Annotated in this window: 13 protein-coding genes and 2 pseudogenes; 10 read left to right on the top strand and 5 right to left on the bottom strand. The window is 35.4% G+C overall.

Going from position 1 to position 17146, the window contains the following annotated elements; all coding sequences use genetic code 11:
- Positions 1-45 precede the first annotated feature (45 nt).
- Genes HPS54_RS07005 through HPS54_RS06995 form a run of 3 tightly spaced genes read right to left on the bottom strand, consistent with a single transcriptional unit; the run spans position 46 to position 1512 of the window.
- Positions 46-978, bottom strand: coding sequence for a HipA domain-containing protein (locus HPS54_RS07005; RefSeq protein WP_172344749.1), 933 nt, complete (start codon positions 976-978; stop codon positions 46-48).
- Positions 971-1309, bottom strand: a complete 339-nt coding sequence (locus tag HPS54_RS07000) for a HipA N-terminal domain-containing protein (RefSeq protein ID WP_117959070.1) — start codon at positions 1307-1309, stop codon at positions 971-973. The genes HPS54_RS07005 and HPS54_RS07000 overlap by 8 nt, the downstream gene beginning before the upstream one ends.
- Positions 1306-1512 carry a helix-turn-helix transcriptional regulator gene (locus HPS54_RS06995; protein WP_018666066.1) on the bottom strand — a complete coding sequence of 69 codons (207 nt, stop codon included), beginning with the start codon at positions 1510-1512 and terminating at the stop codon, positions 1306-1308. The genes HPS54_RS07000 and HPS54_RS06995 overlap by 4 nt, the downstream gene beginning before the upstream one ends.
- Before the next feature lie 1597 nt (positions 1513-3109).
- Between HPS54_RS06995 and HPS54_RS06990 the strand changes: the two genes are divergently transcribed.
- The 10 genes and pseudogenes from HPS54_RS06990 to HPS54_RS06945 all read left to right on the top strand — a co-directional run.
- On the top strand, positions 3110-3316 hold the full coding sequence (locus HPS54_RS06990; protein ID WP_172344748.1) for a helix-turn-helix domain-containing protein: 207 nt from the start codon (positions 3110-3112) through the stop codon (positions 3314-3316).
- Positions 3317-3339: 23 nt separating this feature from the next.
- Positions 3340-6588, top strand: coding sequence for an SNF2-related protein (locus HPS54_RS06985; RefSeq protein ID WP_172344747.1), 3249 nt, complete (start codon positions 3340-3342; stop codon positions 6586-6588).
- A 14-nt stretch (positions 6589-6602) separates the two neighbouring features.
- Entirely contained in the window at positions 6603-9575 is a 2973-nt protein-coding gene (locus HPS54_RS06980; protein WP_172344746.1) for an Eco57I restriction-modification methylase domain-containing protein, read from the top strand.
- Positions 9538-10044, top strand: coding sequence for a TaqI-like C-terminal specificity domain-containing protein (locus HPS54_RS06975; protein ID WP_172344745.1), 507 nt, complete (start codon positions 9538-9540; stop codon positions 10042-10044). Before HPS54_RS06980 ends, HPS54_RS06975 begins: the two co-directional genes overlap by 38 nt.
- Before the next feature lie 5 nt (positions 10045-10049).
- Positions 10050-11942, top strand: coding sequence for a hypothetical protein (locus HPS54_RS06970; protein ID WP_172344744.1), 1893 nt, complete (start codon positions 10050-10052; stop codon positions 11940-11942).
- 108 nt (positions 11943-12050) lie between these two features.
- Positions 12051-12389, top strand: coding sequence for a hypothetical protein (locus tag HPS54_RS06965; protein WP_172344743.1), 339 nt, complete (start codon positions 12051-12053; stop codon positions 12387-12389).
- 23 nt (positions 12390-12412) lie between these two features.
- The gene (locus tag HPS54_RS06960; RefSeq protein WP_287228896.1) at positions 12413-12847 is read left to right on the top strand and encodes a toll/interleukin-1 receptor domain-containing protein; all 435 of its coding nucleotides are present in this window, start codon (positions 12413-12415) and stop codon (positions 12845-12847) included.
- On the top strand, positions 12835-13491 hold the full coding sequence (locus tag HPS54_RS06955; RefSeq protein WP_172344742.1) for a hypothetical protein: 657 nt from the start codon (positions 12835-12837) through the stop codon (positions 13489-13491). The genes HPS54_RS06960 and HPS54_RS06955 overlap by 13 nt, the downstream gene beginning before the upstream one ends.
- A gap of 26 nt (positions 13492-13517) precedes the next feature.
- Positions 13518-14631 (top strand): annotated as a pseudogene (locus HPS54_RS06950) (Fic family protein).
- A gap of 110 nt (positions 14632-14741) precedes the next feature.
- Positions 14742-15248, top strand: a pseudogene (locus HPS54_RS06945) (DUF6155 family protein); the annotation flags it as partial.
- Positions 15249-15574: 326 nt separating this feature from the next.
- On the opposite strand, the gene HPS54_RS06940 reads toward HPS54_RS06945, so the two are convergent.
- Both HPS54_RS06940 and HPS54_RS06935 read right to left on the bottom strand, forming a co-directional pair.
- Complete coding sequence (locus HPS54_RS06940) at positions 15575-15769, bottom strand: hypothetical protein (protein ID WP_172344741.1); 195 nt, start codon at positions 15767-15769, stop codon at positions 15575-15577.
- Between the two features lie 25 nt (positions 15770-15794).
- On the bottom strand, positions 15795-16964 hold the full coding sequence (locus HPS54_RS06935) for a hypothetical protein (protein ID WP_172344740.1): 1170 nt from the start codon (positions 16962-16964) through the stop codon (positions 15795-15797).
- Positions 16965-17146 lie beyond the last annotated feature (182 nt).

Below are 17146 nucleotides of genomic sequence, written 5' to 3'. Positions count from 1 at the left end.
TGTGTAATAATTTACTGTTTAAGTTTCTGCTGTATTATTAGATGCCTATAAAAGTCGTTTAAGCCGTTCCTTCAACAATTCGCCATACTTTTCTTTTAATTCAGCACTTAGGAAAGAGCTTTGAATGACAGTCTCAAACTTGGGCAATAGTTTGACATACTTATTTATCAATCGCTCTACAATCACATTCTCTATACCCAGCGTGGCTGCTGACCTAATAAAATCCTCTCTTTGAAGTTTTTTCTTCCGACCATTCAAGGTCAATGCCAACTCTTCATCATCCTTGGGATTAATGATAGCCACATTTAATAAATCGTAAGCAGGAGTTAAACGTATCATATCCGCCATCTCATACAAAGAGAAGTTTTTCAAGTGCATGTCGTTATTTCCTGTCAACCAAGAGAAAAGCACCAACTCGAAGAAATTGGTAACATCCATTTTGGGTAAAGACGAGTATTTCAAAACAGCCTTGCCGATACGTTCATAACTGCTCTTGTATTTATGCTCTGTTTGCCTTTCCGTCAGTTGGCACATATCCTCCATCGCAATCTTCTCTCCGGCAGAAGTTCTGTCAATCCGACGGGTAAGATAGCATAGCGTGTCATCAGCCATCCGCATCAGCGTATGAGGAACCACCTCAATACGTGCCACCTCTGCAAGATGCATGGTTAAATCCTCAACCTCAGGCATCATTTCATATTGCGAGGTCTGTGGTTTACAAATATAACCGCCCCATAGACCAACAATAGTCAATCGTTTGCTGCCCTCATGCTCTTTCAAATGCAAGGACAACTTCGGCTGAACACCGGTCAAAGAGGTTTGATCTTGAATGATTTGCAGAGCAAGCTGATCAAGTTGTTCTGTCGTATAATCAAGAACAGGCAATGTTGCTGTTCCGAAGAACTTCTTTAAACAAGCCTGATGCATATCCTTTTCCCCCCTCAGGAGCGGACGATAACAATACAGACAATTACACATGGCTTACCTCCTTTTCTTCCATAGGAACAACACTTACCGCTCCGATACAATCCTTACAGCAGGTCAAGAGCAACGACATCCGGTCAAGAATACTTATGTCAGTATTCCGCAGTGCAACATCCAATAACCATCCTTCAGGAATCAAACCGTCGAAAAATGGGAACAACACAGGACTTGTATATGCATCTGCCTGTAAAGGCAATGTCAGGCTGACAGCCTTTGCCGTTTCAAGAGAGATATATTCTGGTAAATAACGGAATTCATATCCAGCATCGTTTTCAGTCAGAATACCAGCCAATTGGTCTTTATAAAATATATGGGCTTGTCTCATTGATTACTGTTTTTTTGAGTGGCAACCATTTCATAATTAAAAAAGTCAAGAAGTTGATTCACCTTGTCGAGACGTAGCGTCTCTTTGCCTTGTTCAAGGTCTCGCACAAAGCGCAACCCCACCCCCGACTTCAACGAGAGTTCTTCTTGCGTCAGATTATATTGCTTTCGCAACATTTTGACCGTAGTAGAAAGATTATTCATAGCATCATACTTTACACCTCTTCGGGTACAAAGTTAGCACAAATATTCGATATTATATCAGTATGGGTATAATTTATTGGTTTACTATAGCAATTATATCAGACAGGGTATAATCTAATGAAGATTGAGACATTAATATTAAGGCTAAAAACAAATATAACGCATATAGTTTTACACTTTTCTAAGCGAATAAAACAGATTTGTTACACTTTTCCAAACGAATATTACCAATTGTTCTACACTTTTTCAAGCGAATCAAATATGTATTCTACAAAAGTTCCCTAGTTCTATGATCAATTCTATTATCAAGTACCCTCTTGGGAAGAAAAACCACACCGCAAACCACAGAAATCCCAAGAAAACCACTACCTTTGCATTCAACAAGCGTTCTGTAACATACCTGCGGAAATGCCCTATCACTCAACACCTTGTATCTGATAGTGGGACATTCCACAAAGGGCTGAAAAGAGGCGGTACAACACGTATATGCAAAGCAATGAAATACAGTGGTTTGCATTTGTCCCTACATTCTATATATTTGTCAAAACAGAGGTTGTACCGATTAAAATGAATGGTCACTGATAATCAGTGATGTGAATATGTTGAACTGGCAAGTAATGTATAGTTTTGCCCAAATTCGACCGATTTTCTCGATTTGACATGAATTAGCCCAAATATATTGTAAGCATCAAAAAACTTTAATTGGCTTTCCATCCGGTCGGTGAACGCTGTTTCTCTATTTTCTAATTTCCCAATTAGAAAATATCAAATGGCAACTATAAATCGCTTTCCTATGTCATTTTGTCATTTCAAAACTATTGTCTGAAAGTCTTGTCCTACGTGTTAATAGATGTAAAAAGCAATCGTGAATGACGAAAAGCCATGTCTTTTATAACAAACGAACGTGCGTTTTTCCGCAAAAGTACGTCCAAAAGAGTGTAAAACACGTGCCTTTGCGGTCTAATATGCCACCTTTTGCAAGGTAAAAGGGCTGCTTTTGAAACGTAATTAGGCAACTTTCGTGTATAAATCAGGCAACTTTCTTATTCCAAACAATGCACACTTTCTTATATATACGTGTAACATTTTGATATTAAACACATTATGTCTACACGCGATTTTTTGCGTTTTTCAGTCCCGATAGCGTCTTTTTCCAAAACATCGCAGTATTTCGGGCTTATAAAAAATCAAAAAGAAAGGAAAAGAAGCGTTTTAATTGACAGTTGATAATTTACAAATGAGAAAGAAAGAGGGAAAAGAAGACAAGAAGATGAAAGACAAACGTATTTCTTAGCCAACAGTTATCAATCGTTTATACGGATACATTACGGAATATTCTCACCCCGTTTTCCTAACTGAAATAGTATTTACTAAAGACAATTCAAGTGTAAAAGAAATATACAATAATACTCCGTCTGCCATATCAACAACACTCATGGTTTGTTTCGCTTTACAGACAGAGCAAGCATACTCAAATCAAAATGATCCGTTCACTCATTATGAATTGTAAAAAAGGGATTTTTCCTCTCTATTTCTCTTAATATAGCATAATATTTTATATCTTTGTATTCATATTGACTATATAAAAAACGGAACAATGGATAAACCCATGAATCGAATAAAAGAGGTGCTTGAAGAAAGAGGTATCAAGCAAACTTGGTTAGCAGAGAAACTTGATAAAAGTTTTTGCATAGTCAATGCGTATGTTTGCAACAGACGACAACCAAGTTTGGAAGTACTGTTTGAAATAGCTAAGATTCTCAATATTGATCCAAAGGATTTGATTGCTAGTAGAACAAAATAAAGACCTCTTTAATATATAATATCATGAGCAGTAACTTTATTACAAACAAAGAAAAATTCTTATCAGACATAATTAATGGCATTCTACCAAAAACAGATGCAGTATACATGTTGATTGGTTATTTCTATTATTCCGGATATATACAATTATCCGAACAACTAAGAGATAAACAAATACAAATCCTTGTGGGATTAGATATTGAATTGCAAATAGCCAAACACATACGTGAAATAGAAACTTTCAGAAACGGATTGATTTCACGAAATGCAGCCAGGGAAGAATACTATACACAGTTCGTTCAAGCTTTTAACAACTCTGATTTTCTGGATACATCAGAGAAGCAAGAGCAGTTCAAAATGTTTTATGGGAAAATCCTCAACGGGACACTTGAAATACGTAAGACGTTAGACCCGTGTCATTCAAAAATGTATCTGTTTGCCTATAACGATATAATGAATGAGAATGGAGAGCTACCCGGTGTTTTAATCACCGGTTCCAGTAATCTTTCTTATCAAGGAATGAAAGGACGCTTGGAACTAAACGCCCGTTTCAATGACAAACGTGATTATGATGAAGGAAAAAAGATATTCGACGAATTGTGGGAGAGTTCTGTGGTTATTGCAAGTAAGGATTGTATTGACGAATGGAACAATAAAGTAATGGCACATATATGGTATGATAAGATTTATTCGCCATATCTGATGTATATTCGTGTCCTTAAAGAGTATTTCAATATTCCCACATCTGACAATATATTAACTCCGCACGATATAACAGATGGTAAATATTCTAATCTAAAATATCAGACCGATGCCGTACAGATGGCTCTGAATGCACTGCGCAACCACAACGGAGCTATTATTGCCGATGTTGTCGGGTTGGGCAAGAGTGTGATAGCTTCAACCGTAGCACGCAATCTTAGATTGCGCACCATTGTTGTGTGCCCGCCACACTTATATAAACAATGGGAAGGCTATCGTTATGAGTTCGGATATACGGCTTCTGTTTTCAGTGCAGGGAAAATAGAGCAAGCTGTATTACATTACCAAGAGTTGGTAAAGGAAGGCGAACAATTCCTGATAATCATAGACGAAGCACATCGTTTCCGTAACGAATATACTCAGGATTATGCCTTACTGCACAATCTTTGTTTAGGAAATAAGGTTTTACTGCTTACTGCCACTCCTTTCAACAATCAACCGGCAGATATTTATGCACTGATAAAACTATTCCAAATACCATCGCGCTCTACACTTAAAACTGTTGAGAACTTAGGAGTTTCATTCAAAGACTTGATAGATAAATATAGAGTTCTGCGTGAAGAGCAACGAAAAGGAGAAGCAACCGATGAAGATATTAAGCACGAAGTAAACGACATAGCCAAGAAGATACGTTCCATTATAAGCCCATTAGTAGTACGCCGTTCACGTTTGGATTTGCAGGATATCCCTGAATATGCAGAAGACTTGAAGCAACAAAATATTCAATTGGTATTACCAAATGATCCGGAAGAATTGGAATATGATTTGAGCGAGTTAAAAGATTTATATCTATCTACTTTAGATAGAATCAGTAAATCGGAAGGTGGCAGTGATGATATATATCGTTTCAAGGCTGCACGCTATTCTCCTGCTTTATATATACACGAATATTTAAAAGAGAAATTAGCCAAAGAACTTGAAGACAAAACAGGAGTGAAATTCAATCTGTTGATTGGACGACAAGCAAACATTTCAAGTTTCATGCGCCACTTGCTGGTAGCACGTTTTGAAAGTTCGGTCGCAGCTTTCCAGTCTTCTTTGGGATATATGATACAGTCATCCGAACATATGCTCAAATGGATTGAAAAGCGAAACAAGATACCCGTATTCAAAAAGGGCAACTTGCCTGACGTGGAAACATTCTATGATTCCGGTAACGACAATATGGATGAAATCAAGGAACTATTTGAAAAATACGAAGCCAAGGGGTTCTTCGAGATAGACATGAAATATGTAAAAGACGAATTCATGTCGGATGTGCAAGCGGATATTCAATTACTGAAAAATCTGTGTGAGCAATGGTTCGGCAAAGAGAACACCATTAAATGTGACCCTAAGCTGAGTTCATTCATTCGGATTATCCGAAAACAAATGAAAGATGAGCCAAGCAGGAAACTGGTTGTGTTTTCAGAATTTGCCGATACCGTGAATTATTTGGGCGATGCCCTTATCAAAGCAGGACTGCCTGTTATGAAATATACATCAGCAGATGCAACTCCGGTAAATAAAGACCGTATACGGGCAAACTTCGATGCAGGTTTAAAGCAGTCGCTACAACAAAATGCTTTTCATATCTTGGTCGCAACCGATGCTATATCCGAAGGATACAACCTACATCGTGCCGGCGCAATTTTCAATTACGACATTCCTTATAATTCGACTCGTGTCATCCAACGTATCGGCCGAATCAATCGTATCAATAAAAAGGTCTTTGACGAGTTGTATATTTACAATTATTTTCCTACGGATGTGGGTGAGACAGAGACTCGGACAAAAGAAATCTCCACACTTAAAATGGCAATGATTCATGCCATTATGGGAGAAGACACCAAAGCGCTTACTAAAGAGGAAGAGGTTAGAGCTTTCTTCAAGGAGCGTTACCGCAAAGAATTTGCACACAACGAGGAGGCATCATGGGATACTCCTTACCGCAAATTATTGAACAGCCTAAAAGGTACGAATATATACGACAAAGCCGTTGAATTGCCACACCGGGCAAGAACAGCCCGTAATGTTGGAAAGCCTAAAAAAGGAGTATTGATGTTTGGGCGAAAAGGCGATGATTTTGTATTCAAGATTAGCGACGCTGCAAATACTCCTGTTATGATTCCCGCCGAAGAAGCCATTGCACTTTTTGAAGCAGGAAAAGAAGAAGTACCGATAGGTTTGAGTAAGAATTTTGACGACATATATCAAAGGGTAAAAGCATCATTGTTTAGCAATGATGTATCTGAGCGAAATGAGAAAGAACTTCTTAATGCATTGGCTAAGATAAAGGTCTTGAAAAAAGAACAACGCTTGTCGAAAGACTATTTGGAGGATTTGCTTCAAGTCATCAAAACCGATGCCCTGTCAGGATATGAGCTACGATACATCAATCAACTGACTCCCAAGGATGCGGAAAAATTACCGTTGAAAATCTCTGCCAGGTATTTGGCTCGTATCATTACCGCTCAGAATAAAGTGGATGATAGTAAAGAGACATTGATTTTAAGTGAAGAACTACAATAAAAGAACAATCAGATATGGAATTCAATAAAGCATACAATCGGCAGGAGTTTGTAAACTTCCTGCAAAACAAATTCTTACCGGAGGATTTTATCCCTACTCTAGAGCCTGTCACCTTTCATACTCAAATGACGTATAGTACGCAAGCTGTCAAATTAGGTTATTCCTCCGAACTTGATTTGGTTGTGTACGAAGTAAAACATACATCAAAAAATGATGCCCGAGTATCACTATCAAAAGAAGCATTCCGTATGCTTGCCGATGAAACGGAAGACCGTGCCTTGGTTGTTTTTGTTCCAGAGGACAATTCTGATAATTATCGCTTTTCTTTTATTGAAATAACACTTGATTCAAAAGAAAATTCGGCACGAACAAAACGGAATTATAGCAACCCTCGCAGGTATAGCTATTTCTTAGGAAAGGGAATCGCATACTATACACCAAATAAGTATCTGAACGAAAAAGGGCGTGTCGTTAGCGCAGATGATTTACGTAACCGCTTCTCTGTAGAAATATTAACTAAGGATTTCTATAATGAACTCAGCGATTGGTATGCTTGGGCTATTAAAATCATACGCTTCCCCAATGACCTTAAAGATAAAACAGATGATGATAAGTATAACAACGAGAGTGCAATCCGTCTGATTACTCGTCTTATTTTTGTTTGGTTTCTGAAACAACGACATCTTATCCCGGACGAATTCTTTGACGAACAATATATAGCGAATAACCTGATAGAAGGATTTAATCCACATGCCATGGTTGATATGTTTTGGAAGTCGGATGAAAGCAAATACTATAAGGCTATCTTACAAAACTTATTCTTTGCTATGCTGAATAGTCCTATTACCCCCGAAGGCAGTAATGAACTCTCGGAACGTCATTTTAGAAAAGGGCGTGGTGATTACGATAATAACAAACTCATGCGTTATGAGTCATATTTCCAAAACCCACAGCTATTTGTCGATTTGGCAAACAGAACCGTACCTTTCTTGAATGGCGGTTTGTTTGATTGCTTGGACGAAAAGGATAATGATTTGTATTATGACGGTTTTAGTGACCGTGAGAGTGTAAAGAAGTATTTGATAGTACCGGATTACCTGTTCTTCGGTGAAGAGGTTGGAAAAAACATTAACCTCTCAAAATGGTACGGTGATAAGAAAAAGAAGAAGGTTTCCGCTCGTGGTATCATCGATATTCTAAAGCGTTATAACTTTACTGTGGAAGAGAATACTCCATTTGACCAAGAAGTTTCACTCGACCCGGAACTGTTGGGCAAGGTATTTGAAAACCTTTTGGCTTCATACAATCCGGAAACACAAACCACCGCCCGCAAGCAGACCGGTTCGTTCTATACTCCCCGTGAGATTGTTCAGTATATGGTAAACGAGAGTTTGGTGGCTCATCTCAAACGGACTGTTGGTGAGGATTTGGAACCTCAGTTCCGCCAATTGATGCAATACACCGATGACACTGTTGAACTTTCCGACAAACAACGTACAAGTATCATGCACTCACTTTACGATTGCAAAATCCTTGACCCGGCATGTGGTTCGGGAGCTTTCCCTATAGGCATATTGCAACAAATGGTACATATTCTCAATCGTATTGACCCGGAAAACAGGCAATGGAAAGAGATGATGCTCAACAAGGCTATTGACGAAACATCAGAAGCCTATCGTAATTCATCCGATGAAGAGCGAAAAGAATTGGTTGCCGACATAGAGCGTAGCTTTAACGAAAATATCAATCGCCCTGACTATGCACGTAAGTTATACTTAATAGAGAACTGCATCTATTGCGTAGATATACAGCCTATAGCAATACAGATAAGCAAGTTGCGTTTCTTCATTTCTCTGGTTGTCGACCAAAAGACCAACAATAATCCTGCCGATAATTTTGGCATCCGTCCGTTGCCTAACTTGGAGGCAAAGTTTGTGGCAGCCAATACGCTTATTGGACTGAATAGCGAGTTTAGCATTACAGATACAGACAAGGTTCGTGAAATAAAAGCTGAATTAAAAACTGCAAATCACAAAATCTTTGGAGCAAAAACTGTAAAGACCAAACGTAAATACAAAGAGAAGATAAAAGAACTCCGCATATCTCTTGCAGAAGAACTAAAAGCATTAGGTTTTGTAAATGAAACCGAAGCACAACAGTTGGCATCATGGGATATGTTTAACCAAAACACATCTTCTCCTTTTTTTGATTCGGAATGGATGTTTGGAGTGAAAGATGGATTTGATGTGGTGATTGGGAATCCGCCATACGGTGTATCAATAAAAGGAGATTATCGTAAAAAAGTAGTGGAACATTTAGGGAATGTTCCTGACTATGAGATATATTATTATTTCATACAAATTGCAGAACTATTTATTGCTAAAAATGGAATATTATCATATATAATTCCAAATACGTATCTTTTTAATACATTCGCAATAAAATATCGTGAAAGCATTTTGAAAACGTGGACAATAATTGAGATTCTTGATTGTACTAAATTTCCAATATTTGAAAAAGCTGTAATTAGAAATACTATTAATATTTGGCAAAATAAAAAAGATGATAATAGCCTTATTGGATATCGAAACACAGCTAATATGTTTTCTTTTAATAAACTTATATCTCAACAAAGAGAATATATATCCAAAGATGATTTGATTGCAATGAACCAGAATTGGGGATTAGCATTTATGCTTTCTAATAATGTTATTGCAATTACAACTAAATTATCATCACTATCTAAACATATAATAGATTATTTCGACGTTACACAAGGATATATACCATATCGTAAATCCGATCTTATTGAAACTTATGGAAAAGAAAAAGGTTCTCAAATAGTAGAACAAAGACTTTGGCATTCACCTGTTCAATTAGATGAATCATATATTAAGGAGATTTACGGTAGAGATATAACTAAATTTGGATACCATTCGACTGGTGAGTATGTTAAATATGGTAAGCATGTTGCATGGTTATGTTAATTTGCGTTTCTTTGACAATGAAAGGGTCTTAGTACGTGAGATTACAAATCCAACCATTGTTGCATGTAAATTAAAAGAACGATTTGTTAATGACCCCCAATTGATATGTATTATTCCAAAGAAAGGTCTATCTTTAGATGTTATTTGGGCTATTCTGAATTCCAAACTGGCAACATTTTATCATTTCAATCATTCGCCCAAAGCAACAAAAGGTGCTTTTCCGAAAATTCTTGTTCAAGATATTAAAAAATTTCCATTGCCTAACATGTCAGATTTGCAAAAACAAACAATTAATAATATTGTAGAAAATATCCTTAATGTCAAAAAAGTTACGCCTTCTGCTGATACCTCAGCCTTAGAGCAACAAATTGACTTGTTAGTCTATCATCTTTATGGTCTTACCTACGATGAAGTCTTAATCGTAGATCCATACACGCAAATAACAAAAGAAGAGTATAATAAAGAATAATTATTATGAATGATAAATTAAGGACAATTTTTAATTATCCAACTGATACTCCACTGAAATTTTGGCTAAAATACTGGGATAGTTGCATAAAAGAATTATGTGATTTAGACAGCTATAGAACTCAATTAGATAATCCTCATTTTCTTCTTAATGATATTATTGCTGAAATAGAATATAACACATTTAAGAATAGTGAAAATAGGAAGTTGTTTAAGGATATGCTTAGCAAGAGCTCTAAATCAGATAAAGTATTCGCAAACTTATATCATACACAATGTGCTCTTGCTTTAAAAAACTGGGATAATTCCCCATTGTATGTCAATTCAATATGCAAGAATATTCTACAATCAATGGAGAATTATGATTATCTTAATGCCATATCTGAAAAGTTAGTACAAGTTATCAAGAAAGAGGATAGGTTATTAGATAACATCAAACAAGAAATCTGTTTATATACAAAATCATTAATAACTGAATTTTTATGTCTTGGCATAGACATTCATGACATAAATAGTTTTCTAGACGAAGATGGTATTCTCGTTACAGTGTCTGGACAAGTTATATTTGCAAAAGAAACTTATTATGATCTCAATCAAAATGATTTCTGTTCTGAAGAAGCATACCATGAAGCTATAAGTGAACGATTGAAAAAACGTAGCATTGAAGATTATATTAATAATATAATGAGGCATTTTCACAAGCAACCTCAAGACGGACATGTCATTTTGAGATTATCAGGTCTTAAGGGAAGTATTAATTCATACATACAAGGTATTCATATTTATTCTGTAAACAATGCTACTTATTTGAAAGAACCGCATTTTAGTAAAATTGAAGAACCTGACAAATCTTTTCAATTCGTAAATATTGCGATCCCAATTAAACATCGTTTTTTACACACATCAATAAATACTGCGAAATCTAAGGCTAACAGCATTATTGATTTCATATCACTTAATATTGGCATGGAGAAAGAACTTTCAATAAGTGAACAATTTGCTGTAATAGAAATTGACGGAAAAGAATGCGGCTCTATGGATTCTATTAAAGATGACATTGAACGAGCTCGTTTTTACAGAGATATAGAATCTTATAATATATCAAACATTGCTGACAGATTACCAGGTTATCTTCAAGAGTTTGATAATTCTAAAAATATAGATAGTAAAACATTTAAAAGAATTGCTAATGCATTACACTGGCATAAAAAAGCAATGTACTCAGAAAGACATGAAGACAAACTTCTTTATAATTGGATTGCGATAGAAAGCATTCTAAAAGTAAGTGAAGACCTAAAAAAGAACATAATAGTCCTAGAGAAAGAACGTAATATTCTGAATTTGGCAAAGATATTATGTTCATGCATTTTATCTCGCAATTTCTTTTATTCATATGCACGAGGGATATATATTCATTTAATACAATGTACACAAAATCATGATAATTACTATGACTTGTCCCCTACATTGATTGAGGATGCAAAACTCAATTTAAAAGAGGGACAACAAATTGAATTATCACATTTTCTAAATAACATTTCTTCCATAATAAAAGAAATGAACGATGAGGTTTATAAACTTGATTTAAAAAAACTTCAGACTTTCTATAATGACAAAAATGGTATTGCAGATTTTAAAAATGCTGTGTCTTCTGATATAACGCTTATTTACAGACTTAGAAACTTAATAGCTCACAACGCTGTTTTCTCTCAATATCAAACAAAATTATACGCACATAAAGCCCAATTTATATGTGGTAGTTTAATTCAAGCTGTCAGACATTATTGTAATAAATATGAGCTTGACATCGAAAGTTCATTATTACGTATATATACTGATTGCTCATTATTCGAGTCTAACATTGATAGTAAAATTAAATCAATAAAAGGATTATGCTAAGACATTGAATTTTATAAATCGATAAAACTTTCCAAAGAAAGCAATCAAAAAATCAACAAATAAAATGGCATTTGTATGTCAATTCAAATAATATTAAAACATTAGCCCATGAATAAAGAAATAATAAAGAATGCGGCTGACATATGCAATAATGTCGCCAACGCAATTAGAGTAAACCAAACAAGAGGAATACAGTGTAATTCAATATGTCCAGGAAGAGACACTCTAATAAATGTTGTAAACCAACTAATAGTAGAGATAAAAGATACTGAGCCCGAATGCTTCCAACGTTTAATTATTGAGTTGCAGAATATTAAAAATCCATATAGTCAATGTGTGCTGCCACATCAATTTGGTGCAATATGTGCAATAATAGACATATTAAAGAATAAATATATTGACGCAAAAGAAATAAAAGAAAAATATTTATCAGCCATTCTCATTTAGACGAAACTATCGTCAAGGGATTTGTGAAAGAGATATTGAAAGCTGGTTGTGGATTTAAGGACAATGATATATTTTGCACTTTAGATTCTTCCTCGATCAGGACTGGAGATGATTTTCGTGAAAAGATCGTAGAAAACATGAGAGATTGTGATTTTATTCTTCTTTTCATTTCAGATAATTATAACCAAAGCGAAGTTTGCAAAAATGAGATTGGAGCCGCTTGGGCTTTGGAAAACAAGAGGGTTTTACCCTTTACTCTTCCCAAAATTTCTTTTGAGCAAATGGGATTCCTAAATGTAGTTAAACAGGGAGCATCTATCACCGATGGAAATAAATTAGATGAATTGTATCAAGAATTATGTGAATTTTATGAGTTAGAATCTGATTGGCGTAATCTCAATAAAGCCAAAAGTGATTTTATGGATTTAGTAACAAAAAATGTAACATGTCACGACTAAGTAAATTATATGAAGCTATGGAAACTCTCCGCAAAGAAGGGCTTCCTGTTGATGAGGATCTTGAAAAGAAAGCTAATGAACTGGAAGAAGATATCATCAAGAAAGAGATTCTTCCTGTATTGAGCAAGACCATTGAACCCGCTTTACAACCAGTGAAGCGAGAACTTGTTTTGGTAGTGGATTATGTTCCGGGGCAACCTTTGAGTGTTCACCTTAGCCGTAAACGTAATTTCGCAGTCGAACTGACTGATGCCAAAGAAATGATACTAGCTCCGGAAGTAACACATCGTAAACAAACATCTCGTTCAAACGAGAATATAGAAAGAGGTCCAATCAAAGCCTTGTCTGTAACTTTTCCTGACGGAACTATTATTGCAGAAAAAAACGCCGTTGATACTTTTGTTAAAGTTGTCAAGAGAATTGGTGTCGCAGAAGTACGTAGAGTAGTAGAATTGCATAATCTGAAATTCTGCAAAGTACCCGTTCTATCTAATCGGAAAGATGCAAAATATGGTAAAAGCCAAAAAGATTTAGGTAACGGTTGGTTTCTGATTACTCACAGTAACAATCAAATGAAAGGAAAATTCATCAATAGAATTTCTAAAGAATTAGATTTAAATCTAATAGTAAACTTAGACGAATAAATTTTTGATTAATCAAACAATTTGAAATGATTAACTTCGACGAATACATCCAACAAGGCGAGCCGCAAAAGCGTGAAAAAGGCTATGCGTGGCAAACGGCAATAGGACTTCAGGCGGTAGATGGCTTGAAGCCCTCCGAATATCTTATTGAAACTGCTCGCAAGCATATTGAAGGTGATATAACTATTTGATGAAGTACAACAACTTATCAAGAGTTATTATGACTCAAAAGATATTCGTACTGAAAAGGACAACGAAACAGAAGAAGCAGATAAAGTTTCTGCCAATATAACCAAACTATTGAATGAGCGTTCATTTGCTTTCACTGTAGCCGGATTGACTGCTATTCATCGGCGGATATTTGATGGAGTATTCCAGTTTGCCGGACAAATCAGAGATTACAATATCACCAAAAAAGAATGGGTGCTTCGTGGCGATACCGTATTTTATGTATCTGCTCCCGACATTCGTAGAGCTATAGAGTATGATCTTGAACAAGAAAAGGCGTTTGATTATACAGGATTGGATATAAACCAAATAGTAAGTCATATTACTCAGTTCGTATCCGGGTTGTGGCAGATTCATCCGTTTGGAGAAGGCTATACCCGAACAACAGCAGTGTTCATTATCCAATATTTACGCTCAATGGGATTCTATGTTGAGAATGACCTTTTCGCCAATCATTCTTGGTATTTCCGTAATGCTTTGGTTAGAGCCAATTATCAAAACATACAAAAAGGGATCAAAAGAGATTCTGTATATTTGGAACGATTCTTTCATAACCTCTTGTTGGGAGAAAACAATGAGTTGAGAAATCGCTTCATGATAGTTGATGCACATGAAAACATTGTCACTACCCCGACAAGTACCCCGACAAGCTCAGATAATCCATTGCTGATAGATAATAAGAATATCATCCGCTTAATAAAGACTATTGCTAACAACAGATTATCTGTCAAAGAGATGATGGTAGCTGTAGGATTAAAGAACCGTGAAAATTTTATGGAATACTCACTTAATCCAGCCATTAAAGAGGGATTTGTTTCTATGCTCTACCCGGACAAGCCTCGCCATCCTCATCAGAAATATAAGCTGACGATTAAAGGATTGGCTATGTATAACTCTAACAATATGGTATAATAGCAAACAATTATATGTTCTGACATGATAATAAAATCAAGATTTGGAAATGTAAGGGATTGTTTAAATCGGAATACAAACATATAATCAATATTTCATCAATTATGTAGAAAGCAAAACTAAAGAAACACCTGTTATCACTTTCTAAAGAACAGATAACCGACATCGTTCTTGATCTATACGATGCGCGTAAAGAGGCAAGAGATTATTTGGAATTTTATTTTGCTCCCGATTGCAATGCTGAATTGGAAAAGTGTAAGAAAATAATCCGAAACGAGTTCTTCCCAACTCATGGATTTTCCGAAAAACCATCGTTTGCCCAATGCAGAAAAGTCATTTCCGATTTTCAAAAACTAAAAACGGAGCCGACCTTTGTTGCCGATTTAATGTTGTTCTATATCGAACAAGGATGCGAATACACACTTGAATTTGGTGACATGTGGAAACAGTTCTATACAACATTGGAGGGAATTTTCGACAAGGCTATGCGCTTTATCTTTCTCAACGGACTATTATCCGTTTATTACGAACGTATAGAAAAACTTATTGATAGCGTATCGGGGTTCGGTTGGGGATTTTATGATACGTTACAAGATATTTATTCGAAATATCGATAGCAAGCTCCAATCATTTAATAAATGATAAACTCTACTCACATTACGAATGTCAGGACTGTTTCTAAGTTTTAATTTATAAATTACAATATATATAACTTTCTTGGTCATAACCTTTTAGCTCATGATTAATGTGAGCATTCGTGGAATACACGTTAAAGTATGTACGCCTTTGCTGCGCAAAGGCGTACATACCTACAACTGTTTTTATATCATGACCAAAGAAGATTTTGATGCATTGCATTTGGACTTGCATCAGAGTGGTTTATCGAATTCTTATTCCTTCTTTGGGCAATGTTTTTGAATGTCTTGTGGTATCCAATAGTTCCTTACCAGTCATCATCTTCTTCATCTTCCTCATCATCAAAAGGTGTATGAAACCTGCTTAATTGCGTGCCATTTCCAACTTCATCATTGGGAGTTATCAAGTCGCTTGGCTCTGTTGCAGAAGAGCCGGACATGAAGTTTAACTCAGAATCCAGTACAATAATATGAATGGATGGTGCAATATATTTGTTTCTCATTTGTCGTTTCATATAAATTGTACTTCTATTTAATAACAAACTTCTTACCATTACGGATATATATGCCTTTATTGGTAGGACATGATATTTTATTACCTTGAATTGTGTAGTAGTATGTATCAGTGACATCGTTGGCTATCGGACGGGAGATAGCTGTGGTTTCTGTTTCTATATCGCTAAATAAGAATGATGATTTTGCCTGCAATGTATCAGATTTCGGTATTTTCAGATAAGCCTTGTGAGCATTATTTGTAAACGGTCTGCCTTCTTCTGTTCCCCAATAAAAGCCTACGGAATTTAAATCGTTTGACGAATTAAGGGAAAGCATATAATAAAGGTAGTTATCATTATTATCATCAGATATGATTTCGTTGTTGTCGGTCCCATTCAATACATTATCAGGGTCTGTAACACCTGTAGCAACAGTTTCAAGAAAATCGTAACTTCCTTGTCCGTGTAGTACAACTGCCGTTCCTTTGGGAATTATATCCATAGCCTTGTACGTCTTGCCTATCTGCAAACCTTCATTATTGCAATTGAATGTATATGCTTCTACTTCATCAGGAACAACAAGGTTCTTGTCACTATAATATAATGTGGAATATTTGGCTGCGCCTATTTGCAATTTTATTGGATTATCGACAGATATTTTACGGAATAATTGTATGTTAGCATTAGTAGAACTACTCATAGCTCTGAAAGATTGTGTTGAGTAATTTATAATGCGCTTTGTTGATTTATTTGAGATTCTAACAAATCTGTTATCTGTTTTTCCAATTTCGATACTCCACTTATATTTATTTGCTTTATTATATTCCGTGGAATACTCAATGTCTGTACTTGTTTCTGAATCTGAATACAAATATCCTTGTATTGTTTTGATATAAAATAGTTCTACATTTTCCATGTCTTTTATTATTTCAATTTCAAATGGAGAATCGTCTGTATTTACCTTTTCAAGGGAAAGCAAATTCATATTTTTTACGTTTATTTTAATACCTTTGCCAACGCTTACTTTATTAATTGGCTCAATCTTTCCCATTGATACATTGTCATCAATTCTAACAATAATAAAAATTCCACCTTCACCAATTTGTTCATCAGAAGTCACTTTCTCATATACCCCTTGAGCATATATAGACTTTAAGCAAAATATTTGTAGAAACAATACAATTAAAAATGTGATAGTTTTCATAACATTAGATTGTTTTCCTTTTATCAGGCAATATGTACTATTTATCTATGATATTAATCATTAACGTGAATTCAAAGAATGTGGTTTCTTGTTTTTACGCATTGTATTTGGACTCACATATTACTAATTAGAATAAAAAGCCATGCTCCGGATATCGAAAGACATGAACTACGATATCTGAA

It is taken from the genome of Xylanibacter caecicola, from assembly GCF_013166515.1.
GTDB classification, from domain to species: domain Bacteria; phylum Bacteroidota; class Bacteroidia; order Bacteroidales; family Bacteroidaceae; genus Prevotella; species Prevotella caecicola.
The sequence above is the reverse complement of the archived record's forward strand: the minus strand, read 5'-3'. Positions and strand labels throughout refer to the sequence as shown.